The sequence below is a fragment of the Salinibacterium sp. NSLL17 genome, assembly GCF_015864935.1.
GTDB lineage: Bacteria > Actinomycetota > Actinomycetes > Actinomycetales > Microbacteriaceae > Rhodoglobus.
In genome coordinates, this window is record NZ_JADYWH010000001.1 from 1,189,242 (window position 1) to 1,212,466 (window position 23,225).

27 protein-coding genes are annotated in these 23,225 nt (G+C 61.6%); 18 read left to right on the forward strand and 9 right to left on the reverse strand.

Annotated elements, in window-relative coordinates; translation table 11 throughout:
* Nucleotides 1–36: 36 nt before the first annotated feature.
* From I6E51_RS05755 to I6E51_RS05765, 3 genes are read right to left on the reverse strand one after another with little or no spacing between them, the layout of a single operon-like run.
* Nucleotides 37–822, reverse strand: coding sequence for an ABC transporter ATP-binding protein (locus I6E51_RS05755; RefSeq protein ID WP_197106079.1), 786 nt, complete (start codon nt 820–822; stop codon nt 37–39).
* Nucleotides 819–1,829: a putative F420-0 ABC transporter permease subunit gene (locus I6E51_RS05760; RefSeq protein ID WP_197109677.1), complete on the reverse strand. Its 1,011-nt coding sequence runs from the start codon at nt 1,827–1,829 to the stop codon at nt 819–821. The genes I6E51_RS05755 and I6E51_RS05760 overlap by 4 nt, the downstream gene beginning before the upstream one ends.
* Nucleotides 1,822–2,826, reverse strand: a complete 1,005-nt coding sequence (locus tag I6E51_RS05765) for a putative F420-0 ABC transporter substrate-binding protein (RefSeq protein WP_197109678.1) — start codon at nt 2,824–2,826, stop codon at nt 1,822–1,824. Before I6E51_RS05765 ends, I6E51_RS05760 begins: the two co-directional genes overlap by 8 nt.
* Before the next feature lie 264 nt (nt 2,827–3,090).
* On the opposite strand from I6E51_RS05765, the gene I6E51_RS05770 reads away from it, so the two are divergent.
* Genes I6E51_RS05770 through mutM form a run of 4 tightly spaced genes read left to right on the forward strand, consistent with a single transcriptional unit; the run spans nt 3,091 to nt 5,531 of the window.
* A complete protein-coding gene (locus I6E51_RS05770) occupies nt 3,091–3,678 on the forward strand; it encodes a YceD family protein (protein WP_307783833.1) in 588 nt (195 codons plus the stop codon).
* 2 nt (nt 3,679–3,680) lie between these two features.
* A complete protein-coding gene (rpmF, locus tag I6E51_RS05775; protein ID WP_009772721.1) occupies nt 3,681–3,884 on the forward strand; it encodes a 50S ribosomal protein L32 in 204 nt (67 codons plus the stop codon).
* Nucleotides 3,885–3,909: 25 nt separating this feature from the next.
* Nucleotides 3,910–4,611, forward strand: a complete 702-nt coding sequence (rnc, locus tag I6E51_RS05780) for a ribonuclease III (protein WP_197106075.1) — start codon at nt 3,910–3,912, stop codon at nt 4,609–4,611.
* Between the two features lie 5 nt (nt 4,612–4,616).
* Nucleotides 4,617–5,531 carry a bifunctional DNA-formamidopyrimidine glycosylase/DNA-(apurinic or apyrimidinic site) lyase gene (gene mutM, locus I6E51_RS05785; RefSeq protein ID WP_197109679.1) on the forward strand — a complete coding sequence of 305 codons (915 nt, stop codon included), beginning with the start codon at nt 4,617–4,619 and terminating at the stop codon, nt 5,529–5,531.
* Here mutM and I6E51_RS05790 read toward each other — a convergent pair.
* A complete protein-coding gene (locus tag I6E51_RS05790; RefSeq protein WP_197109680.1) occupies nt 5,528–6,598 on the reverse strand; it encodes a GNAT family N-acetyltransferase in 1,071 nt (356 codons plus the stop codon). The genes mutM and I6E51_RS05790 overlap by 4 nt on opposite strands.
* A gap of 242 nt (nt 6,599–6,840) precedes the next feature.
* On the opposite strand from I6E51_RS05790, the gene smc reads away from it, so the two are divergent.
* Complete coding sequence (smc, locus tag I6E51_RS05795) at nt 6,841–10,473, forward strand: chromosome segregation protein SMC (RefSeq protein WP_197109681.1); 3,633 nt, start codon at nt 6,841–6,843, stop codon at nt 10,471–10,473.
* Nucleotides 10,474–10,509: 36 nt separating this feature from the next.
* Here the strand turns inward: smc and I6E51_RS05800 are convergent, their stop codons facing one another.
* Entirely contained in the window at nt 10,510–11,073 is a 564-nt protein-coding gene (locus I6E51_RS05800) for a histidine phosphatase family protein (protein ID WP_197109682.1), read from the reverse strand.
* 55 nt (nt 11,074–11,128) lie between these two features.
* On the opposite strand from I6E51_RS05800, the gene ftsY reads away from it, so the two are divergent.
* On the forward strand, nt 11,129–11,998 hold the full coding sequence (gene ftsY, locus I6E51_RS05805) for a signal recognition particle-docking protein FtsY (RefSeq protein WP_197109683.1): 870 nt from the start codon (nt 11,129–11,131) through the stop codon (nt 11,996–11,998).
* 59 nt (nt 11,999–12,057) lie between these two features.
* Here the strand turns inward: ftsY and I6E51_RS05810 are convergent, their stop codons facing one another.
* On the reverse strand, nt 12,058–12,579 hold the full coding sequence (locus tag I6E51_RS05810) for a gamma carbonic anhydrase family protein (RefSeq protein ID WP_197109684.1): 522 nt from the start codon (nt 12,577–12,579) through the stop codon (nt 12,058–12,060).
* A 51-nt stretch (nt 12,580–12,630) separates the two neighbouring features.
* Complete coding sequence (locus I6E51_RS05815; RefSeq protein WP_197109685.1) at nt 12,631–13,512, reverse strand: LLM class flavin-dependent oxidoreductase; 882 nt, start codon at nt 13,510–13,512, stop codon at nt 12,631–12,633.
* Between the two features lie 77 nt (nt 13,513–13,589).
* On the opposite strand from I6E51_RS05815, the gene ffh reads away from it, so the two are divergent.
* From ffh to I6E51_RS05850, 7 genes are all read left to right on the forward strand, one after another.
* Nucleotides 13,590–15,158, forward strand: a complete 1,569-nt coding sequence (gene ffh, locus I6E51_RS05820) for a signal recognition particle protein (protein ID WP_197109686.1) — start codon at nt 13,590–13,592, stop codon at nt 15,156–15,158.
* Nucleotides 15,159–15,238: 80 nt separating this feature from the next.
* On the forward strand, nt 15,239–16,021 hold the full coding sequence (locus I6E51_RS05825; protein ID WP_197109687.1) for an LLM class F420-dependent oxidoreductase: 783 nt from the start codon (nt 15,239–15,241) through the stop codon (nt 16,019–16,021).
* Nucleotides 16,022–16,215: 194 nt separating this feature from the next.
* Entirely contained in the window at nt 16,216–16,665 is a 450-nt protein-coding gene (rpsP, locus tag I6E51_RS05830) for a 30S ribosomal protein S16 (protein ID WP_197106059.1), read from the forward strand.
* A 3-nt stretch (nt 16,666–16,668) separates the two neighbouring features.
* Entirely contained in the window at nt 16,669–16,905 is a 237-nt protein-coding gene (locus I6E51_RS05835; RefSeq protein ID WP_010203243.1) for an RNA-binding protein, read from the forward strand.
* 48 nt (nt 16,906–16,953) lie between these two features.
* Nucleotides 16,954–17,562, forward strand: coding sequence for a ribosome maturation factor RimM (gene rimM, locus I6E51_RS05840; protein ID WP_197109688.1), 609 nt, complete (start codon nt 16,954–16,956; stop codon nt 17,560–17,562).
* Between the two features lie 16 nt (nt 17,563–17,578).
* Nucleotides 17,579–18,265, forward strand: a complete 687-nt coding sequence (trmD, locus tag I6E51_RS05845; RefSeq protein WP_197107150.1) for a tRNA (guanosine(37)-N1)-methyltransferase TrmD — start codon at nt 17,579–17,581, stop codon at nt 18,263–18,265.
* Between the two features lie 44 nt (nt 18,266–18,309).
* Nucleotides 18,310–18,921 (forward strand): hypothetical protein, encoded by a 612-nt coding sequence (locus I6E51_RS05850; RefSeq protein ID WP_197109689.1) that lies wholly within the window; start codon nt 18,310–18,312, stop codon nt 18,919–18,921.
* A 69-nt stretch (nt 18,922–18,990) separates the two neighbouring features.
* On the opposite strand, the gene map is transcribed toward I6E51_RS05850, so the two are convergent.
* Both map and I6E51_RS05860 read right to left on the reverse strand, forming a co-directional pair.
* Nucleotides 18,991–19,758: a type I methionyl aminopeptidase gene (map, locus tag I6E51_RS05855; RefSeq protein ID WP_197106056.1), complete on the reverse strand. Its 768-nt coding sequence runs from the start codon at nt 19,756–19,758 to the stop codon at nt 18,991–18,993.
* On the reverse strand, nt 19,755–20,420 hold the full coding sequence (locus I6E51_RS05860) for a TetR/AcrR family transcriptional regulator (protein ID WP_231599661.1): 666 nt from the start codon (nt 20,418–20,420) through the stop codon (nt 19,755–19,757). Before I6E51_RS05860 ends, map begins: the two co-directional genes overlap by 4 nt.
* 31 nt (nt 20,421–20,451) lie before the next feature.
* On the opposite strand from I6E51_RS05860, the gene I6E51_RS05865 reads away from it, so the two are divergent.
* The 5 genes from I6E51_RS05865 to I6E51_RS05885 all read left to right on the forward strand — a co-directional run bounded on the left by I6E51_RS05865 (nt 20,452) and on the right by I6E51_RS05885 (nt 23,222).
* Nucleotides 20,452–20,937 carry an MFS transporter gene (locus I6E51_RS05865; RefSeq protein WP_197106055.1) on the forward strand — a complete coding sequence of 162 codons (486 nt, stop codon included), beginning with the start codon at nt 20,452–20,454 and terminating at the stop codon, nt 20,935–20,937.
* 130 nt (nt 20,938–21,067) lie between these two features.
* Entirely contained in the window at nt 21,068–21,415 is a 348-nt protein-coding gene (rplS, locus tag I6E51_RS05870; protein WP_129071803.1) for a 50S ribosomal protein L19, read from the forward strand.
* A gap of 66 nt (nt 21,416–21,481) precedes the next feature.
* Nucleotides 21,482–22,237: a signal peptidase I gene (gene lepB, locus I6E51_RS05875; protein ID WP_197106054.1), complete on the forward strand. Its 756-nt coding sequence runs from the start codon at nt 21,482–21,484 to the stop codon at nt 22,235–22,237.
* A gap of 3 nt (nt 22,238–22,240) precedes the next feature.
* A complete protein-coding gene (locus tag I6E51_RS05880) occupies nt 22,241–22,876 on the forward strand; it encodes a ribonuclease HII (protein WP_197109690.1) in 636 nt (211 codons plus the stop codon).
* A gap of 22 nt (nt 22,877–22,898) precedes the next feature.
* A complete protein-coding gene (locus I6E51_RS05885; protein WP_009772690.1) occupies nt 22,899–23,222 on the forward strand; it encodes a DUF2469 domain-containing protein in 324 nt (107 codons plus the stop codon).
* The last annotated feature ends 3 nt before the right edge of the window (nt 23,223–23,225 follow it).

Genomic DNA, 23,225 nt, shown 5'->3' on the forward strand with positions numbered 1-23,225 from the left:
AGGGTGGTGTGGTCTGGGTGAGGGGCGTCCGCGCCGCTACGCGGGGCTAAACCCGATGACAGGCTTGCCGGTGACCGGATTGCGCAGGATGGATGCCGTGACGCCATACACGTCAGCGATCAGCTGTTCCGTCAGCACGGTTTCGGTCGCGCCTGCCGCCACGACGCGGCCATGGGAGAGCACGATGATGTGGTCGCAGTAGCTCGCCGCGAGGGAGAGGTCGTGCAGCGCGGCGAGTACGGTGACGCCGGTGGTGCGCAGGCTCGACAGCAGTTCGAGCACGGCGAGTTGGGCGGCGATGTCGAGGTGGTTGGTCGGTTCGTCGAGGGTCAGCAGCTGTGGTTCTTGGGCGAGGGCGCGGGCAAGCATGACGCGTTGCTTTTCGCCACCAGAGAGGCTCTGGAATTCGCGTTCGCGGAACGCGGTCATTTCCACGGTCTCGAGGCTTGCCGTCACGACGGCAGCGGATTCGGGGGAGTCGGCCTCCCACAGCGACTGGTGGGGCAGACGCCCGAGCTTCACGACCATGTCGACGGTGAGGGAGGAGTCGGTGGTGGCGTCTTGTTCTACGAACGCGGCGAGGCGCGCGCGTTGGCGACGCGGCATCCCGAGCAGGTCGGCGTTGCCGAACGTGACGGTTCCGGATGCCGGAGCCTGCACGGCGGTCAGGGCTCGCAGCAGGGTGGATTTTCCGGCACCGTTTGGCCCGACGAGAGCGCTGAGGGAGCCCCGCGCTACCGTGCAGTCGACGTTGTCGATGAGCAGGGTGCCGTCGATAGTGACGCGGATTCGTTCGGCGACAAGGCCGGTGTCGTCACTCATGTTGAGCTCTTTCGCCGGGTGAGGAGGAACGCGAAGATGGGGGCACCGATCATGGCGGTGACGATGCCGACGGGAATCTCGCGCGGGTCGAAGAGTGTGCGCGCAAGGGTGTCGGCCCAGACGAGAAAGACGGCGCCGAGGAGGGCGCTCAGGGGGAGCAGGGCGCGGTTCCCTGGCCCTACGAGTAGTCGAACGGCATGCGGCAGGATGAGCCCCACGAAGCCGATCGATCCGCTCACCGAGACCATGGCGCCGGTGACGAGGGCGGATGCCGCCAGCAGTCCCCAGCGGGTCGCGCTGACGTTCACTCCGAGCGACGCTGCCTGCACGTCGCCGAAGGCAAAGGAATCGAGCAGGCGTCCCGTAAGCATCACGGGGACTCCGATCACGATGATAGCGACCAGAGTGATTCCGACCGCAGGCCAGCGTGCTCCGCTAAGGGAGCCGAGCAGCCACGACAACACTTCACGGTAGGAGTCGCCGTCGACGCTCCAGAAGATGACAAAGCTTGTGACTGCCGAGGCAAGCGCCGAGACGGCGATGCCGGCGAGCACCGTGCGCGACGGGGTGATCGCACCGAGGGATCCCGCCAACAGCAGGGTGAGGGTCAACGCGAGTAACGCGCCTGCAAAGGCGGCAAACGGAAGTAACACGGCGGCGCCAAGCACAATCACTGACACCGCGCCGAGAGCCGCGCCCGATGACAGCCCGAGCAAATACGGGTCGGCGAGTGGGTTGCGCGTAATCGCCTGCATCACCGCACCGCTCAGCGCGAGCCCCGCACCCACCGCCGCAGCGGTGAGCACGCGAGGCAAACGCAACTGCCACACAATGCCATCCCGCAATTCTGTGAGCGGGCTCACTCCGATACCGAGGTGGCTCCCAATCGAGCGCCAGACCTCATCGAAGCGGATGTCGGCAGGGCCAATCGTCACCGCGATGGTGATCGACACGAGAAGTGCGATCCCCAGCGCGGTGCCGAAGGTGAGCGGAGAAACTTTAGCCATCGAGCTCCGCAATTTGAGCCGACAGGCTTTCGGCAGCTTCAACGCTGCGTACGCCGGCCTCGCTCGCCGCGAACGGCACCACGAGGTAACGGCCAGCCTTCACGGCGCTGAGGTTCGCGGTGGCGGGGTTGGCCTCAAGCACGTCGATCTTGCTGTCTGCGGTGTTCCAGGCGGCATCCACGAGCACAATGAAGTCGGGGTCGGCGTCAACGACGGCTTCCCAGTTGAAGGGAGCCCACGTCGAGTCGATGTCTCCCGCGATGTTGGTGAGGCCAACTGTGTCGAGCAGCAGTTGCGGTGCTCCGATGCCGGCGCCGACGTAAGGAGTGTCGGAGCCCGAGGAGAACCAGAGAGCGGTACGGGAGTCGCCATTGGCATCGATCGCGGCCAGTTGTGCCCGCTGTTCATCGACGATCTCGGTGGCATCCACGCGGAAGATCGAGGCAACCGTCTCGATGTCACTGAAGACGTTGTCGAAGCTGAGCTGTTCAGGCTGTTCTGCGCTTTGGCAGGCCGAGGGAGCCACGAAGGTGTTGATTCCGAGAGAAGTGAGGTCGGCGCGCTCGCCGGCGCCGTCAGCGCTGAACGTTGATTCCCACCCGGCAAAGACAAGGTCGGGCTCGAGATCGAGAACGGCTTCTTCGCTCGGCACGCGCTCAGCAATCGAGGTCAGGCCCGCAGCGTCGGATGCCCACTGTTCGGGCACAGGGCCGTCCTGAAACGCGGTTCCAATGATGCGATCGCCGAGGCCGAGCGCCAGAAGCATCTCGGTTGTTGACGACTTGATCGTGATGACGCGCTCGGGGGCCGAGTCGAAGGTGACATCGAAGCCACAGTTGCTGAGTTCAACCGATTGCGCGGCGGCATCGGGCGAGGTGGTTTCCGTCTCGTCAGCGGCAGCAGTGCATCCGCTCAACGCAAGAACGGAAACCCCCGCCAGTAGTGCGGTGCGAGAGAACGCGGAACGGGACAAAACGGAACGAGACAGTGCAGACATGGAGCCTTCCAAGAAACGGGTGGATGGGCGCGAGAATGCGCCACAAAGAACGAAAAGTGTTTCGAGAAGACCGGCAGCCCAATCCTGGGCAAACCAACCACGCCATACCAAGCGCACGGGTCTGTCGCACCAGTCTAGAGAGGTACAAAGCCTCCTGCCTACACCGACCCACACGGTCCGGCGTGCTCATCCGTGGGCTAGCTGACTGAGCGATTGCTGACCGGGGGCGACAGGGGAGCCGTTGCGGGGGTAGAATCGACGATCGTGTCTAGAATCAACGAGAGTCCGTATGCCGTGTTGGTGCGCGATCTCATTCACCGCCCAGGCGAGATGAGAGAGCACTCCATTCAGGTCGTCGTACCCGAAACCTTTGGTACCGCCGTTGTTGGGGTAGAAAAGGGTTCGAAACTGTCCGTCAAGGGCCGTTTTGAGTCACTCCACGACGGCATTCTGGTGGATGCTGTGGTGTCGGGCAAAGCGCAAGCAGAGTGTGTTCGTTGCCTCATTGACGTCACCCTGCCTGTCCGAGTCGAGTTTCAAGAACTTTTCGCGTATTCTGAGGACGAAGCTTTCGACTACACGGTTATCGACGAATACATCGATCTAGAACCTGTAGTGCGGGATTCGGTAGTGTTGTCACTACCGTTCCAGCCGGTCTGTCAGAAGGATTGCCTTGGCCTGTGCCCCGAGTGTGGGGTTCGGTTGCTCGATAATCCAGGACACGAACACGAAGCGCCCATCGATGCTCGCTGGGCAGCGTTGGCCGGCCTCCAAGATTTCACGCAAGACTCGCATGACCAGAACTCGCACGACGCAAACGATTCACCTGAGACCCAAGAAGAAAAGAGTTAGCCATGGCAGTACCGAAGCGCAAGATGTCGCGGGCCAGCACCCGCATGCGCCGCGCCCAGTGGAAGGCAACCCCTCCCACCCTCGTCAAGACCGTTGAAAACGGCAAGACTGTTTACAGCCTGCCGCACCGCGCCAAGGTAGTCGAAGACTCCGCTGGCACGCCCCTGTACATGGAGTACAAGGGTCGCAAGGTCGCTGACGTTTAACTAGTCTTCACATTCTCGAGTCGAAATGGCGATGACGGGCTCTGCCTCACCGGTTGAGCTCTCTGCTGTGCTCGGGGTCGCTATTGACCCCGAGTTGCTCACGCTTGCGTTGACACACCGCTCTTTCGCGTACGAAAACGGCGGAATCGCGCACAACGAGCGGCTCGAATTTCTTGGTGACTCAATTCTTGGCCAGGCAGTAACGGTCAAGCTGTATCGCGATAACCCGGAGCTTGACGAGGGAGACCTTGCCAAGCGTCGGGCTAGTCTCGTTTCTTCTGTCGCGCTCGCTGAAATTGCGCGCCTGATCGGCCTTGGCGCGTTCATTCGCCTCGGCAAGGGAGAAGAGCAGACGGGCGGCCGCGAAAAGCCGTCCATTTTGGCAGACACCGTTGAGGCAATCATCGGTGCCGCCTACCTCGACCTCGGCGAGGACGAAGCTACCGCGCTCGTCCTTCGCCTCGTCGCCCCGTTGCTTGCCGACCCTGAGCGGTTTGGCGCAGCAATGGATCCCAAGACGAGCCTTCAAGAGCTCGCCGCCCAACTAGGGCGTGGGGCTCCCGACTATCGCATCGAAGATAGCGGCCCCGATCACTCCAAGCGTTTTCACGCGAGCGTCGCTCTCGACGACGAGGTCATTGCGACCGGCATCGGCTCGAGCAAGAAGCAGGCCGAAATGGCCGCAGCGCTCGAGGCCTGGACTAGCCTCCAAGCCGCAGCGAAGTAACGGGCGTGCCCGAACTTCCCGAAGTCGAAGTTGTGCGCGCGGGGCTTGAACCAGCCGTTACCGGCGCAACGGCGGCATCCGTCACCGTCTTTGACGAGCGTTCTCTGCGCCGCCATGAGGGCCCGAGCGAAGACTTCATTGACCGTCTGACCGGTCGCACGTTCCTCACCCCTCAACGCCGGGGCAAGTTCATGTGGCTCCCGCTCGCTGACAGTGCCGAGGCAGACAGCGCTGAAACTCACGGCGAAGCGCTCGTCACGCATCTCGGTATGAGCGGGCAAGTTCTTTTGCGCGATCGGAGCACGGATGACCGGCTCACCCGCATTCGCATCGAACTTGATCATCCTGACCACGGCGCACTGCGCCTCAATTTTGTCGACCAACGTATTTTCGGCTCGATGGCGATCGACAGCATGTTGCCCACCGTTGATCAGCCCGCTTTCGCGGTGCCGAGCCAAGTGGCGCACATCGCGCGCGACCCGCTCGACCCCTTCTTCGACGACGCGAAGTTCTTGCGATCGCTGAAGGCCAAGCGCACCACGGTAAAGCGGGCGCTGCTCGATCAAACCCTCATCAGTGGCATCGGTAACATCTACGCCGACGAAGCGCTCTGGGCTGCGCGGGTGCACTACAACCAGCCCACCGAGACCCTCAGCCGCGCGAAAGCGGTGCAGTTGCTCGCTGAAGTGCGGGCGGTGTTCTCCAAGGCTCTCGCCGAAGGCGGCACAAGCTTCGACACCCAGTACCTCAACGTGAACGGCGAGTCGGGCTACTTCGCGCACTCGCTCAACGTCTACGGTCAGCAAGGTCAGGCGTGCCCGCGCTGCGGTCGCGAGGTCGTGCGTGAGCAGTTCATGAACCGAGGATCGCACTTCTGTAGGTTCTGCCAGCGCATTCGCGTGAGTCAGTCTGCGAGCTAGCGCAACTCTTTCTTCCACGCGCCGTCAGAACCGATGGGAACAAAGCCGACCGCTTCGTTCACCGAGAGCATGGGGCGATTCTCCTCCGCGTTGTAGGTGATGACCGAGGGATGGCCGGGCGCAACTCGTTGGAGATGCGCCAGATTCAACACCTTGAGCAGGTTGCCGAGGCGGTGACCGCGGTGCTCGCTCAGGACGATCGTATTGTCTTGGAGCACCGCGAGTTCCGGCTGCTCTGGCACGGTGAGCGCGGTGTAGGCCACCAATTCTGCTGAGGCTACGTGCTCAATCGCGGCGTAGACGGTCGTAACTCCACTAGCGAGCTCGCGTTCGTCATGATCGACCACTCGTTCTGCGGTCCAGATATCTTCGGGAGGCTCGAGTCCCGCACTGGGTTCGTCGGTACTCATGCGCGTGTAGAGCAACGCGAGGTCGTCGCGCCACTGTTCTGGGCACATCCCCACCCACTCGTGCACGGCATAGTCGCGGCTACACCGCGTGATGGCGTCGTCGACGAGGGAGTGCAGGCCAGGAACCGGGAGAGGGAGCCTGCTCACGCGCTCAACCTGCTCGAAGCTGTACTGCTGCGACTGCAGAAACTGAGTGCCGGCACCGTCACGAGGAACGGTGCCAAAGCCTGTGGGGGAGTCCAGTAGCGCGCCATCAGTGGGCACGCTTGAGACGTAGACGTGAACTTTGCGCTTGCCCGCATCCGCCGCAATCGTTTCAAGTTCGGTCAGCAGTCGGCTGCCGATACCGCGACGTCGATAAGCGGGATGCACGTACGCTTCGATCCACGCGGTATCCGCCTCTTCGCCGACGTTGGTGCTGTAGTCGCCACGGCCCACGATGCGGTCCTGATCGCGAGCGATTAGCATCCGCCGGTCTTCGAAGGCGCTGGGCTGCCAGGTCGCGAGAGAGACATGCGGGTCGTGCGCCAGCTCGGGGTAGTGCTGCATAATCTCGTCGGTCTCGTTGCGCAATGCGGTTGCCGCGGTGAAGTCGTCCGATCCATCGGCAGAGAGCGCGAGAGGAATCTCGAGGGTCGTGATCTCGATCTCTGACATGAGCGCACCAATCTGCGGGGGTAAGCGCTACGGAGGTAGCCGACCAGAATACGCCGCGAGTTCGCAGCGCGCTAGTGGTGCGGCCAGTGTGCCCCGAGTGTCACCGACGGCCGGGCGCGGCGCGATGCCTGCGCGGCAGAACGGCGGGACCCCGCGCATCCGGTACCGTATAGCAAGGTTCTGACCAGCAACTTGGTCAGGAATTTAGCTAACGCTGAGACCAGCAACGACCGGGCGGTGACGTGTACCTCAAAAGTTTGACCCTCAAGGGGTTCAAGTCGTTCGCTCAACCGACCACTTTTGCGTTCGAACAGGGCGTGACGTGTGTCGTCGGCCCCAATGGTTCGGGCAAGTCGAATGTGGTGGATGCTCTCGCCTGGGTCATGGGCGAGCAGGGTGCCAAAACTTTGCGCGGCGGCAAGATGGAAGACGTCATCTTTGCCGGAACCGCCACCAAGGGTCCGCTGGGTCGTGCCGAGGTCATCCTCACGATCGATAATGCGGATGGCGCGCTGCCGATTGAGTACAGCGAAGTCACCATTAGCCGCACCCTGTTCCGCAACGGCGGCAGTGAGTACGCGATCAACGGCAGCTCGTGCCGACTGCTCGACGTTCAAGAGCTCCTGAGCGACTCCGGTCTGGGCCGCGAAATGCACGTCATTGTTGGTCAAGGCCAGCTGGATGCGGTGTTGCACGCCAGCCCCGAAGACCGTCGCGGCTTTATCGAAGAAGCAGCCGGCATCCTCAAGCACCGTCGTCGCAAAGAGAAGACGCTGCGCAAGCTCGACGCGATGCAGGCGAACCTCACGCGTCTCTCCGACTTGGCGGGGGAGATCCGTCGTCAGCTCAAGCCCCTCGGTCAGCAGGCCGAGATTGCCAAAGAAGCGGCCTCGATTGCTTCGATCGTGCGGGATGCTCGCGCTCGCCTCCTCGCCGACGAGGTCGTTGAACTGCGCTCGAGCATCAACGATTTCAGCCGCAGCGAGAGCGAACGCAAAACGCAGCGCATCGTGCTGCAGGAGCAGCTCGACCAAAACAAACTGCGCGAAGCCCGACTTGAGCAAGCCCAAGTCGGTGGCGAAGTAGATGAAGCCCGCCGCGTGGCTTTCGGCCTTGAGTCGGTGCAAGAACGCTTGCGTAGCCTCTACACGCTCGCGAACCAGCGACTGTCGTTGCTCGGGCAGCAGAGCGATGCGCCCGTTTCCAGCAACAGCGTCAGTCAGACCCTCGTCGACGAAGTTAAGGCCGGCGCCGATGAGCTCGCGACCGGCGTTGCGGATGCCGAGAAGGCCGTCGCCGCAGCCGCTGCGGCAACCGCGACAGCGAAGGCCGCGCTCGACTCCCTCGACGAAGAAATCGCCGCGCAGAGTGCGCTCGTATCGCGTCACGAGTTGGAGAGCGCCGGTCTCACCGCTCGCGTTGAAGTCGCCACCTCCACTCTGACCGCAGCGCAGGGTGAACTCGTGCGTCAGCAGCAGGCGCTCGCCGAAGCCCAGTCGCGTCGAGAGGCAGCCCAGGCCGAATTTGAGGCTCTCGAAACCCAGGCCAGCAACTCGACCGTCGAAAGTGATGGCTCGCTCGACACCGCCTACGAGGCCGCCGAAGCCACAGTTTCGAGCATTCAGGCCGAGATTGAAGCCCTCCGCGAAGCCCTCCACGCCTCCGAGCGCGAGCGCGATGCCTTGGCCGCCCGCAACTCGGCGCTATCCCTCGCGGTTGACCAGAAAGACGGCTCAAGCGCTCTCGTCGCTGCCAAGCTTTCGGGCATCCGCGGTCTCGTTGCTGAACACGTGAAGATCACGCCCGGCTACGAAGCGGCCATCGCTGCCGCTCTCGGCACGCTTGCGGATGCCGTGCTTGCCGATGATCGTGATTCAGCCATTGATGCGCTTGCCGAGTCTGCTTCGCGCGATTTCGGTCGCGTCGAAGTGGTTGTCGCGAACGCTGCCAAGCGGTCGGTCTCGCTCGGAACGGCGGCCGGAACCATTCCCGCCACCGACGTCGTCACGGCCCCCGACGGAGTGCACGGTCTCCTCACCCACGTTCTCATCGCCGACGATCTTGAGGTCGCCCGCGCCGCGTATGGCTCGCTCTCGAACGCCGCCGATCTCACTTTCGTGACTCGTGACGGAGACGTGCTCACGCAGTTCGTGCTGCGCGGCGGCTCCGGTGCGAAGCGCTCTCGCCTCGAACTTGTGGCTGAGCGGGATGCCGCCGCCGACAAACTCGGCGTTGTCACGACCCAGATCGAGCGCACGAGCTTCGAACTCGACGAGAAGCGCCGCGAGCTCACCTCCGCGAAGACGGATGCTGAACAAGCCCTCGTAACCTTGCGCGAATACGACGCTCAGCTTGCCGCGCAGTCCGAGTTGCTCGGCCGCCACCGCATTCAGGCTGAAGCCGCCCAAGCCGAGTGCGACCGTCTTGCTCGCGCCGTCGATGTTGCCGAAGAAGCCGTGGCCGACGCCACCACCGAAGTGGCGCGCGCCCAGACTGCCGCCGACAAGTACCAGGCTGCTCCGCGCCCCATGCTCGACGTCTCCGAACGCGAACCGATGCTGGCCGAAGTGGATGCCGCCCGGGCTCACGAAGTCGAGTTGCGCATCCAAATGGAGACCATCCGCGAGCGAGTGCGCGCCGAGCGTGCCCGCGCCGAACAGCTCGCCGCCCAGCTGGTGCGCGAGCGCGAAGCAGCCCAAGAGCAGGCGCGACTTGCCGTTATTCGTCAACGTCAGATCGCCTCCGCGACCAAGGTCGTAGAGATGCTCCCCGCGGTGCTCGACTCGGTTGATCGTTCGCTTTCCGAAGCGCGCGTGGTGCTTGCTTCGAAGGAAGCGGCGCGCTCGGCCCAGAACGAAGAACTCTCCACTCTGCGCCGCGAAGAATCGGCATTGCGTGAACGCCTTTCGGCGGTCAGCGAGAGCGTCCACGGCCTCGAAATGCAGATCTACGAAAAGAAGCTGCATCTCTCCAGTCTCCTCGAACGCTCGGGTGAAGAACTCGGACTTGTTGAAGATGTACTTGTGGCGGAATATGGCCCTGAGGTGCCCGTTCCCGATGACCGGGTGAACGACGAAGCGGCCGAGAGCGCCGCCGTCGCCGAGCCCGATGAGAACTCCGCTGCCACGGAATCTGACGCGAGCCCCGCAACACCTGAGCCAGACGAGAACGCTGAGCCCGTGGCATCCGGCCGACCGTTTGTGCGTGCCGAACAAGAGGTTCGCCTGCAGAAGGCTGAACGCAAACTGGCACGCCTGGGCCGCGTCAACCCGCTCGCTCTCGAAGAATTCGATGCGCTCGAACAGCGTCACAAGTTCTTGACCGAGCAACTCACTGACCTCACGAACACCCGCAAAGACCTGCTGACAATCATCGACGAGCTCGATGACAAGATGCAGGTCATCTTCGCGAGCGCATTCGAAGACACCAAGAACGCGTTCAACGATGTCTTCCCGGTGCTGTTCCCCGGTGGCACCGGAAGTATCTTCCTGACGAACCCCGACGACCTGTTGACCACGGGAATCGAAGTCACGGTGAAGCCGGCCGGCAAGAAGATCGAGCGTCTCTCACTGCTGAGCGGTGGTGAGCGGTCGCTCGCCGCCGTCGCGCTTCTCATCGCCATCTTCAAGGCGCGCCCCAGCCCGTTCTACATCATGGATGAGGTTGAAGCGGCGCTCGACGACGCCAACCTTGGCCGCCTGCTGGCGATCTTCGAAGACCTGCGCCAGACCAGCCAGCTCATCGTCATTACCCACCAAAAGCGCACGATGGAAATCGCGGATGCCCTCTACGGCGTCAGCATGCGTGCCGATGGCATCAGCGCCGTCGTGGGCCAGCGCGTCGCGAAAGAGACGGCGTCAGTCGACGCGAGCTAGATCGTGAGAGTCATCGCTCGTGATGAGCGATGACTGCTAGTCGACGCGCGAGAGCGGTTCGCCATTGACGGTGTGCACACACCAGCCCGTGTGCAGCTTTTCGACCGTAGATACCGAGCCATTGAGAATGTGGTCGAAGTCACGACCGGCCAGTTGCGAAAGCGTGTAGCGGATGATCGTGCCGTGGCACACGACGATCACCTTTTTGCCGGGGTAGTCCTGAGTCACCTCGTTGAGGGCAGCGATTCCGCGCTCGACGACGTCATGGAGTGATTCGAGTCCGGGGTAGCCGCTGTGGTTGGGCCAGCGCTCGTTGATCTCAGGGGTGGTGAGGCCTTCGCCTTCGCCATAGTTGCGCTCAATAAGCAGGTCGTAGCTGCGACCGAGCTCGAGACCCAAACCGTCGGCGATGATCTGGGCAGTTTCGCGGGCACGCTGCAGGGGAGAGCTGACGATGACGTCCCACTCGGAGCCCCGCAATACCTCTACGGCCTCCCGCGCCTGCTCGCGACCGGTGTCGTTGAGGGGAATGTCGCTGGAACCTTGCATGCGTCCGGCAGCGTTCCAGTCGGTTTGGCCGTGGCGAATCAATGAGAGCATCTAAAAACCCTAGCGCGGTTAGGGAAGCAGCATGAACCTGCCTTAACCTGTAGCCATGGCAGCATCCTGGTCGCTCTCGGGCGCACTCAAATCAATGTTCGCGCGCGACACGATCGACGCGGAGGCCTGGAGTGACCTCGAAGACGCAATGATCTCGGCCGATTTCGGCCCCGACATCACTGAATCCGTTATCGACGAGCTACGGGCAAGCGTCGCGCGTTTCAAAACTGACGACCCTGCAGACCTGAAGCGGATGCTGCGCGAAACCCTCGAGGAACGTCTCGCCCGCCTCGACCCGACTCTCACCCTCAGCGCCCGCCCCGCGGTCGTGCTGGTCGTGGGCGTCAACGGCGTCGGAAAGACCACCACGATTGGCAAGTTCACCAAGTTCCTCGTCGGCCACGGCCGCACGGTGGTCGTGGGTGCGGCTGACACGTTCCGTGCTGCTGCCGTTGAGCAGTTGGCGACGTGGGCGGAGCGCGGGGGAGCCGAAATCGTGCGCCCCCAGCAGCAAGGTCAAGATCCGGCATCCGTCGCCTTCCAAACGGTCGAGCGCGCTCAGCGCGAGGGCATCGACATCGCGATCATCGACACCGCTGGTCGTTTGCAGACCAAGAGCGGTCTGATGGATGAGCTTGGCAAGATCCGTCGTGTTGTCGAAAAGCAGACGGAGATCGCTGAAGTGTTACTCGTGCTTGACGCGACAACCGGCCAAAACGGTGTCGCTCAGGCAGAAGCGTTCATTCAGCACGCTGGGGTCACCGGCCTCGTCATTACGAAACTTGACGGCTCAGCAAAGGGTGGCTTCGTGCTCGCCGTTCAGGAGCGCACCGGCATCCCGATCAAGCTCGTTGGGCAGGGCGAGGGCATCAACGACCTCACCGGTTTCACGCCCCACGTCTTCGTGCAGGGCCTCGTCGGCTAGTTGCTAGTTGCTAGTTGTCGGCCGCCCAGGTGCCGGTCGCGACGGGTAAGCGCCTTGCGCTAGTTGTTGACAGCCTTGTGAGCTGCAGACAGCTCGAGGTAGTGCGTGGCGTTCTCCCGAACGCCAGCCTTCTCCTCGTCGCTGAGTTCGCGGCGAACCTTGGCGGGCACTCCGGCGACGAGTGATCCGGGCGGGATAACGGTGCCTTCGAGCACAACAGCGCCGGCGGCGACGAGTGATCCGGTGCCGATCACTGCGCCGTTGAGCACGGTGGCGCTCATGCCGATGAGGCAGTCGTCTTCGACGGTGCAGCCGTGGAGTACGGCGCCGTGACCGACGCTCACTCCGGAGCCGACGATGGTGGGGATGCCTTCATCGCAGTGCACGGTGACGTTGTCTTGCAGGTTCGAGCCTTCGCCGATCGTGATGGCGTCGGTGTCGCCGCGCAGAACGGCGCCGTAGAAGATACCGACGCGCTCGGCCAGGGTGACATTGCCGATGAGCGTGGCGTTGGGCGCAACGAAGGCGCTGTCGGCGACGGAGGGGGTTTGTCCGGCGAGGGTCACAATGAGAGCTGTCATGTCTCTAAGCTATCGCGTGCTGCGTGCGGGCTTTGCGTCAATAGTGGACCCTCAGTGGGAGAAGCGGGAGGCGATCTCGATCAGCACGCTTTCCTTACCGACGTAGATGCCGTCGGCGCGGGGCCAGTGGCCAATCACATCGGTGAAGCCGAGGGCGTCGGCGCGACCGACAGCGTCTTCCCACGTGTCGACGCTTTCCAGACTGAACTGGGGTGCGCCATCCAAATTGAGGTAGCGATCAATGCTGCCGGATGCTCGGCCGGCCTTCTCGAGGGCGTCATCCATGCGCGCGGAGGTGTCGGCGACAATCTGCCACCACTCGTCGAGGGTGTCGGCGGTGCGGCCGAGGGTGAGCCAGCCATCGGCCAGCTCGGCGGTAAGCCGTAGGCCGCGAGGGCCTTCGGCGGCGACCACGAAGGGCAGGCGTGGGCGCTGGGCTGGTGCCCCGACCATCCGCGCGTTCACTGCGGTGAACCAGTCGCCGCTAAAGCTGATGCCGCCGCTGCCGGGGTCTTCGAAGCGCAGCAACTCGTCGAGGCCGCGCACAAACTCTTCGAAGCGGGCGTGACGTTCGCGGGGGCTGAGTTCGGCTTGACCGAGCACCGTTGAGTCGAAACCGGTGCCTCCCGAGCCAACGCCGAGCAGAAAGCGGCCAGCGCTCACGTCGTCGAGAGTTGCCAATTCTTTGGCGAAGGGAACCGGATGCCGGTAGTTGGGCGAGGCGACAAAGGTGCCGAGCCCGATGCGGTTCGTGACGCTCGCGGCTGCCGTGAGGGTTGGAACGGTGGCGTACCACTGCTCGTCGGCGAGGGACCGCCACGACAGGTGGTCGTAAATCCAGGCGTGATCGAAGCCCATTTCTTCGGCGTGAATCCAGCGATGTTGGGCTTCAGCCCAGGGCTGTTGGGGCAGTATGACGATTCCGTGTCTCACGTTCTCACCCTACTCGGAGCCCCTGTCGGCGTTGTGGAGTCGCAGCACAGCCAAAGACACCTTAAACTGGTGGCATCATGGCCACTTTTGGAAATCTCACCGACCGCCTCGCGGATACCTTCAAGAACCTGCGCGGCAAGGGCAAGCTCAGCGAGGCGGATGTCGATGGCACCGTTCGCGAGATTCGCCGTGCCCTGCTCGATGCTGACGTTGCGCTCGAGGTTGTTAAGGAGTTCACGGGTCGCGTTCGCGAACGTGCGCTTGGCCACGAAGTTTCTGGTGCGCTGAACCCGGCGCAGCAGGTGGTGCAGATCGTCAACGACGAGCTCGTTACGATTCTGGGCGGCGAGGCTCGCCGCATCGAGTTCGCGAAGAACCCGCCGACGGTCATCATGCTCGCGGGTCTGCAGGGTGCCGGTAAGACGACTCTTGCCGGAAAGCTCGCGAAGTGGCTCGCAGCTGACGGCCACACGCCGCTGTTGGTCGCCGCTGACCTCCAGCGCCCGAACGCTGTTACCCAGCTGCAGGTTGTTGCCGAGCAGGCTGGTGTCGCCGTCTTCGCTCCCGAACCGGGTAACGGCAAGGGTGACCCGGTCAAGGTTTCCAAGCAGGCCATGAAGTTTGCCAAAGACAAGCAGCACGACGTTGTGATCATTGACACCGCTGGTCGTTTGGGTGTGGATGCCGAGCTCATGAAGCAGGCAGCGAACATCCGTAAGGCTGTCGACCCTGACGAAGTGCTCTTCGTTATTGACGCAATGATCGGTCAAGACGCCGTCAAGACCGCTCGAGCCTTCCAAGAGGCCGTGGACTTCACCGGTGTTGTGCTCACCAAGCTCGATGGTGACGCTCGCGGTGGTGCAGCGCTGTCGGTTGCTTCCATCACGGGTCGTCCGATCATGTTCGCGTCGACGGGTGAAGGTCTTGGCGACTTCGAGCCGTTCCATCCCGACCGCATGGCCAGCCGCATCCTCGACCTTGGTGACATCCTCACTCTCATCGAGACGGCGCAGAAAACCTTCGACGAAGAAGAGTCGCGCAAGGTTGCCGAAAAGTTTGCGACTGACACGTTCACTCTTGATGACTTCCTGCAGCAGATGCAGCAGCTCAAGAACATGGGTTCGATCAAGAGCATGCTCGGCATGCTTCCCGGTGCGAAGGGCATGCGCGAGCAGCTCGACAACTTCGATGAGTCGGAGATCACGCGCACTGAGGCGATCATCCAGTCGATGACAAAGCAGGAGCGCACCACACCGAAGCTCCTCAATGGTTCGCGTCGCGTGCGTATTGCGCGCGGTTCGGGAACAACCGTCACTGAGGTGAACGCGCTCGTGAACCGCTTCGAGCAGGCCGCGAAGATGATGAAGACGGTCGCTAAGGGTGGCACGCCTCAGATTCCGGGAATGGGCCCGATCCCTGGTGGACACGGCGGCAAGTCGGCGAACGCCAAGAAGAACCAGAAGAAGAAGGGTTCCAAGTCGGGCAACCCCGCCAAGCGCGCTGCAGAAGAGGCAGCTCGCGCTCAGGGTGCTGTCGAAACCTCGGCACCCGCCGGCTCTGGCTTTGGTCTTGGCGGTTCGAAGCCTGCCGCTGGCGGACCGTCACCAGAAGAACTCGAAAGCCTACAAAAGTTCCTCGGACGCTAGCCGTTAGCACTTTTTGACCCTTCCGTCGCCGGTACTGCACCACTCTTCGTGGTGTGTGCGGGAGGGGATATTGTGGAGCTATGACACAGAGCCGCCCCGTTCGTATCGCCGTTCAGCTTCAACCTCAGCACGCCGAATATTCGGTCATTCGTGACCGCGTAAAAGAGCTTGAACAGCTGGGCGTTGACGTTCTCTTCAACTGGGATCACTTCTTCCCGCTCTACGGTGAGCCCGACGGGCTGCACTTTGAAGCGTGGACAGAGCTGGCATCGTGGGCAGAGATGACGAGCCGAGTTGAGTTCGGCACGCTCGTGAACTGCAATAGCTACCGCAACCCCGATCTGCAGGCCGACATGGCTCGCACCCTTGACCACATCAGTGGTGGCCGCTTCATCTTCGGCACCGGCTCTGGCTGGTTCGAGCGCGACTACCAGGAGTACGGCTACGACTTCGGCACGGCCGGCTCGCGGTTGGATGCTCTTGCTGAAGCATTGCCGCGCATCGAGTCGCGCTGGCAGAAGCTCAACCCGCCGCCCACGCGCAAGATCCCTGTTCTTATCGGTGGTGGGGGAGTGAAGAAGACTCTCAAGCTTGTCGCCAAGCACGCCGACATCTGGCACAGCTTCGCCACGGGCGAGGAGCTCGTGCACAAGCTCGAGGTGCTTGCCGGTCACTGTGAGACCGTCGGCCGCGACATCAACGAGATTGAGCTCTCGAATGAGTTGCGCGAGAAGAGCGTTGAAGATGCTGACAGTATGCGGGAGCAGGGCATCACCCTCTTCACGCTCGGTATTACAGGGCCCGATTACGACCTCACGACTACCAAGCAGTGGCTTGCGTGGCGGGACTCTCAGAACGGGTAACGGCACCTCTTTGGGGCTTTATTGGCGATCGGTTCCCCAAGCCGTCAAAACTCTGGCAGAATAGGCGGTTGAGTCCTCCGTAGCCCGACCCTCTAATCAGGCCCGGATGGAATCCACTAGAGCTTTTCTGCCGAGTGTGCCCCCACGCTCACGGCTAGCGGTTCGCCACCAATAACATTTAAATCAGGAGAATTGTGGCTGTAAAGATTCGTTTGAAGCGCATGGGCAAGATCCGTGCACCCTACTACCGCATCGTCGTTGCCGACTCGCGCAAGAAGCGCGATGGCCGTGTCATCGAAGAAATCGGAAAGTACCACCCCACCGAGGAGCCCTCGTTCATCGAGGTCGAGTCCGAGCGTGCACAGTACTGGTTGAGCGTTGGCGCGCAGCCTAGCCCGCAGGTTGAGGCAATCCTCAAGCTGACCGGCGACTGGGGCCAGTTCAAGGGTGACAAGAACGCTGTAAGCACCGTCAAGGTCAAGGAAGCTAAGGCAGAGTTCCAGGCTGACGAGAAGAAGAAGCCTGTTCTCAAGCCCAAGGCTGAGAAGGCAGAGCCTAAGGCTGAAGAAGCACCTGCTGCAGAAGCTCCCGTCGCTGACGAGGCTGCTGCTGAAGCACCTGCCGCCGACGCAGACAAGGCTTAGCAATTGCTCGCTCCCGCGCTCGAACACCTCGTTAAAGGCATCGTCGATCACCCCGAAGACGTTCAGGTCGTTGCAAAGAACACGCAACGCGGCGAACTCCTCGAGGTTCGCGTGCACCCAGAAGATCTTGGCCGCGTAATCGGCCGCTCTGGTCGCACCGCGAAAGCACTGCGAACGCTGATCACGGCTCTGGCCGATGGTCGCAAGGTTCGTGTCGACGTCGTCGACACTGACTTCTAAGCAGTGGGCGAAGTAAAGATTCCCCGAGAAGGTCGCACACAGCTGCGAGTGGGGCGTCTGACGAAGGCTCACGGGCTTAAGGGAGCCGTCAAAGTAGAGATGTACACGGATGCCCCGGAACGTCGTTTCGTTCCGGGCGCCGTGTTTTCTCTGCAAGTGCCGACAAGTTCGGCCTGGCATGGCAAGACGCTGGAGCTCATTGAGCTCAAGTGGTTCAACGCACAACCGGTCGCGTTTTTTAAGGGCGTTCCTGACCGCAGTGCTGCCGAGAAGCTCGTCAAGGCAATTCTGTGGATCGATCACGATCCCAACGAAGCGCCAGAAGAAGACGCGTGGTTCAACCACCAGCTGATTGGCCTCACTGTTATCCGTGACGGCAAAAAGGTCGGCACTCTTGCTCAGGTAGATCATTTCCCCGGGCAAGACTTGTTGACGGTCACTACCGACAACGGTGACGTCCTGGTTCCCTTCGTGAAGTCCATCGTGGCTAGCGTCGACATCGAAGCGGGCGAGATGGTGGTTACTCCACCTCCCGGACTCTTCGAAGAGATTGCGGAAGACGCATCCGAAGAGCCCACAGAAGCCGTCGCGGAAGCGGTCGAAAAAGAGACGCCGAGTGCAGCTTCTGACGAGGCTGACGCGCCCGAGTGCGACTAGTAGCGAAGGTCACCGCGTGCGCATCGACATCGTGACGATCTTCCCCGATTTCTTCGGGGTGCTCGATATTTCCCTCCTGGGCAAGGCTCGCGAGCGGGGAATCATCGAATTGGGCGTGCACGATCTGCGCGACTACACGCACGATCGTCATCGCACCGTCGACGACACTCCCTATGGTGGTGGCGCTGGCATGGTCATGCGCCCCGAACCGTGGGGAGAAGCGCTGGATGCCGTTCTCACGCCTGAAACGGTAGTGATCGTTCCCACGCCTGCCGGAGTTCCGTTCACGCAGGCTGCAGCCCGCGAACTGGCTCTCGAGAAGCATCTCGTCTTTACGTGCGGTCGCTATGAGGGCATCGATCAGCGCGTGATCGACTACGCGGCATCCACTGTTCGGGTTCGTGAGATCAGCCTCGGCGATTACGTGCTCAATGGTGGAGAAGTTGCCACGATGGCGATGATCGAGGCGATTGGTCGTCTCGTGCCCGGAGTAATTGGCAACCCCGAAAGCCTCACGGAGGAGAGCCACGAACAGGGCCTTCTCGAATACCCCAGCTACACCAAGCCATCGACGTGGCGTGAGCGTACTGTGCCTCCGGTGCTGCTCAGTGGCAACCACAAGGCAATTGCCGATTGGCGTTATGCGCAGCAGGTCGAGCGCACCAAGCGTGTTCGCCCCGATCTCTTGCCCGACGCGGAGTAGTACAACTTTCTTCGCGTCTCAGCCCCCTGTGTAAGCATGGAGCCATGACGATCAGAGTGACGCCCGGCTCCTTTTTCGCAGCGATTGCAGCAGTTGCTTTGCTGGGTGGCTGCACCGCGACTGGTGCTGATTCTTCAGACTCGTCGTCGACGGATGCCGCGACGCCAGCGCCAGCATCAACGGCAAGCTCCGAAGGTGGAGCGGGTGAATCGAGCGACTCGACTCTCACCACCCGACGGATGACGGTCGACGACGTCACGTTCGCCGATCTCACCGCGAGCCCGCTCCCGGATGGTTACGCGCAGTCTGCGGTGTCGGTGGATGCCTGGCCGTCCGTTGACGTGCTCGTCGACGCCACTGACGCCGAAGTTGTGCAGGCTCGGGGAGAGTTGGCGGCGACCCTCGGCGGAGCAGACATCGTCATCACCGCTGAGGTGGCGTCGTGCGAGCTCATCGCAGTCTGGGTGCTTCCGCAGCCCGATAGTCTGCGCGTCGGCCACGAAACCAACCCGTCTGCGGTCGGATGCTCGGCGCCGACCACCTACGACGTGCTGTTTGCTATCCCGAAGGCAGGAACTAACAGCGAGGGCAGCTGGGACTACACCAGCACGGTTGCGCCGATTCAGCTCGAGCGTCGCGTCGGCACCCAAAGTTAGAGCTGACGGCTTTCGAGAACGCTGGCGTGCGGTCTCGATGCGTTGGAGTTAAGTGCGCGCTGACTGCTGCTATTTGCGAGCGGTAAGCACGAGCGGGCCGTCTGCAGTCACGGCAACCGTGTGCTCGAAGTGAGCCGCGCGAGATCCATCGACGCTGCGCAGGGTCCAGCCATCGTCATCCGTGTAAATGTCATCGGTGCCGATCATGAGCCACGGCTCAATCGCGAACACGAGGCCCGGCTTGAGCGGCATGCCGCGGCGAGCTTTTCCATCGTTGGGGATGTGCGGGTCGCCGTGCATTTCGCGGCCAACGCCGTGCCCGCCAAAGTCCAAGTTCACTTCGTAGCCAGCACCGTAGGCGACATCACCGATCGCGGCCGAAATGCCGCCGATGCGATTGCCAACGATAGCCGCGGCGATGCCAGCATCGAGGGCGCGAGAGGTGGCATCCATGAGTTTGAGGTCTTCGTCACGGGGAGTGCCAACCGCAAAAGTGATCGCAGAGTCGGCAACCCAACCATCGACCGCAACGGCGAAGTCGAGGCTCAGGAGGTCGCCATCTTTCAGTGTGTAGTCGTGGGGGAGCCCGTGCAGGGCCGCGTCGTTGACGGAGGTGCAGATGACCTTGCCGAACGGCGAAGCACCAAACGAGGGGTGGTAGTTGATGTAGCAGCTCTCCGCGCCACGCTCGCGAATCATGCTGTGGGCAAGCGCATCGATCTCGAGCAGGTTCACGCCCACTTTGGATGCCGCTTCGGTTGCGGTAAGCACGCTGGCGACAAACTCGCCTGCCGCCTTCATCTCATTAATTTCGGCGGGGGTTCTCAACTCGATCATGCGGTAGCTGCCTCTTTCGTGTGCGGTGCCAAGAGCTGCGCAATGAACTCTCGGAGCTTGTCGATAAACGGTTCTTCACCGCGCGGGTCATACAAGAATGCACGCTCCAACAGCGAATCGGCGATTTCTACCGTCACTTCGATGTCGAAAGCGAGGGCATCCGAGGCGGGAACTTCGTAAGTGGTGACAAGAAGGTCGGTCAAGATCTCTGCCAGCGCCGTGTTGTTGCTTTTGCGATCAACGTTGAAGCGGCGGTCGATGATATTGCCGAACGACAACACTCGAAAGCCTGGCTCGGTGCGGCAAAACTCGACATAGAGGTCGATGGCGGTGTTGAGAGCCTCAAGGCCCGTTGTCGCACGCTTCGCGAGGGTTGCCGAAAGCCCGGCGCGATATTTATCGAAGTTGCGTGACGCGAGGCCACGAAGAAGCGACTGGATGTTGGGGAAGTAGCGATAGATAACGCCAACCGAGGAGCGTGACCGCTTTGCGACTTCACTCGTGGTGAGGGCATCAATGCCTATTTCGTCGAGCAGTACAGCGGCCGCATCGAGGAGGACGTTGATTCGTTCTGCGCTTCGCTGCTGCACTGGTTCGGTGCGAACGATCGCGGTGTTGGGCACGGGGGACACCAAGTCTTTCGGTTCGATGCTTCTCAGCATTCCTGATCACATCGAAGATACCCTGAGAAGCATGATGATCAGGCGTGCGTTTTATTACTGGCAGTTCATCGCGGTACTTGTCTTGCCCGTGTGGGTACTGATTGCGCGCGGAATCTACGGGTCGAGCGTGGGCTGGGACTTCGTTCTGTTTCTCATCCTGTGCCCCATCTTGGCTTTCGCGCTGCTCGCTATTGCCGGTCTCACCGTCGCCCGCAAGAGCGTTCGTGATTCGAAGAGCGTCTCGTGGATCGATGCGGGGCTGCTTACTGTGTGGCATGCCGCGATCATCATTTACGGCTTTGTGGATGCGCCGTTCCCGGCCGCACTCATCGTGATCGTCGCCATTGCAGCGTTCTGGATCGCCCTCTGGCAGCTGGTTACCGAGACGCGCAACCGTTTCACGAGCCTCGTTGAGGGCTTCGAGCGCGATGCCCAACGGCCAACCCACCCGGGGGAGAAGCTCGACAATGGTCGTGTGATCATCCTCGAACCGGATGAGAATGGTAATTTCGACTAAATCTGTGGCAGAATTGTCGATTGTGCTCGCGCACGACTCTGCCATGAGGGCGTCGTAACCGCTTGAAGCACAAACTTTCTTATCTAACTAAGTGTGTTCGACTCATGGCGGGCGCAGAGAGCGATCACTAATGCATATTCTCGATGGCGTCGACAAGGCGTCTCTCAAAGACAACATTCCTGACTTCCGTGCCGGCGATAACGTCAAGGTTCACGTAAACATCATCGAAGGTACGCGTTCGCGTATTCAGGTGTTCCAGGGCGTAGTTATCGGTCGCTCGGGCCACGGCGTTCGCGAGACCTTCACGGTCCGCAAGGTCAGCTTCCAGGTCGGCGTAGAGCGTACCTTCCCGGTTCACTCGCCCGTCATCGACCACATTGAGGTCGTATCGCGCGGACTCGTCCGTCGCGCCAAGCTGTACTACTTGCGCGATCTTCGCGGCAAGAAGGCAAAGATCAAAGAGAAGCGCGACAACTAACACAACTCGCAATTCACAAACCAACGGCTCCCGGCGGCATATGCTTGCTGGGAGCTTTGGGGTTAAATGACAAACGAAACTGTTGAAAACACGCTGCCGGGCAGCCGTGGCGGTACTCGCCATGCAGCCAAGAAGACCGGCGGGTGGAAGCTTTTCCTTCGCGACTTAGTAATCATCTTTGTCGCGGCGATTCTGATCTCTTTCCTGATCAAGACTTATCTGGTGCGGTCGTTCTATATTCCGTCGTCGTCGATGGAAAACACTCTCCAGATTGATGACCGCATTCTGGTCAATCAGCTCGAACCTGACCTCTTTGCCATTGAGCACGGCGATGTTGTCGTCTTCACCGATCCGGGTGGCTGGCTCCCTGCGATCTCTAGCGAACCGCAGAACTGGTTCGTCGGCGCCGTAGACGGCGTGCTTGCTTTCGTCGGGCTCAGCGCTCCCGACAGCAGCAACCACCTCATCAAGCGCGTCATCGGCTTGCCGGGCGACACGGTGGAATGCTGCAACGAATTCGGGCAGATTATTGTGAACGGCATCCCGTTGGAAGAGCCGTACATCAAGCTTCCCGACGCGGTCACCAAGGCCACTCAAGAAGATTTCTCTGTCACCGTTCCCGACGACTCCATCTGGGTGATGGGTGACAACCGCTACAACTCTGCTGACTCCGCCTTTCACAAAGACGATCCCACCGGCGGTTTCGTGAAGATCGATTCTGTCGTCGGCCGCGCCATGCTCATCAGCTGGCCGACCGAGCGCTGGAGCATCCTCGATAACTACTCCACGACGTTCCAGCGGGTCACGCAGAACGCCGAGTAGACGGTGGCAGTAGCAGACCCGAATAGCGACGTTGAGCTCGAGCTCTTTCGGGCGGGCGCGCTGGCAGTTATTGGCTGCGACGAGGTAGGGCGCGGCGCGATTGCGGGCCCGGTTGGTGTCGGCATGACGGCGATGACTCCGGCGCATGGTGACTGGCCGGTAGGCCTTCGCGATTCCAAGATGCTCAGTCAGAAACGTCGCGAACTCCTCGAGCCGCTCACTCTCGAGTGGGCACCGCTCTCCGCTGTTGGTTACGCGGATGCCACCGAAATCGACTCCATCGGAATCACCGCTGCCTTGGGGCTCGCTGGCAAGCGCGCGCTCATCCAATTGCACGAAGCGGGGCTCGACATCATGTCGTCCATAGTGCTGTTGGACGGCAGCACCGACTGGCTCAGCAGCGCCCTGACCGTTGCGCCGCGAGTGCACACCCGCGTCAAGGCCGACCGTGACTGCGTATCGGTGGCTGCGGCATCCGTGGTGGCCAAAGTGCAACGCGACAAGCTCATGATCGAAGCCGACGGGGAGTACCCGGGCTATGGCTGGCCGAGTAACAAAGGCTACGGTTCGGCAGCGCACTTCGAGGCTGTGCGCAGTCTTGGTGCCACCGAACTTCATCGGCACACATGGTTGCGGTAGTGCGGCCTACAATAAGGGCAGCATGGATGAAGACGAGTTTGAAGACTACGACCGTGAGGTCGAGCTTGCGCTGTATCGCGAATACCGCGATGTAGTGAGCCAGTTCCGTTTTGTAATTGAGACGGAACGGCGGTTTTACCTCGCCAACGAGGTCGATTTGGTGCGCCGCGATACGGAGCACGACTTCTACTTTGAGCTCTCGATGACCGATGTGTGGGTGTGGGATGTCTACCGTTCCGACCGCTTCGTGAAGAGCGTGCGCGTGCTGACGTTCAAGGACGTCAACATCGAAGAGCTCAGTGCCAAGGACCTCGAACTGCCGAAGGAACTCGCGCTCGACGAATAGCGC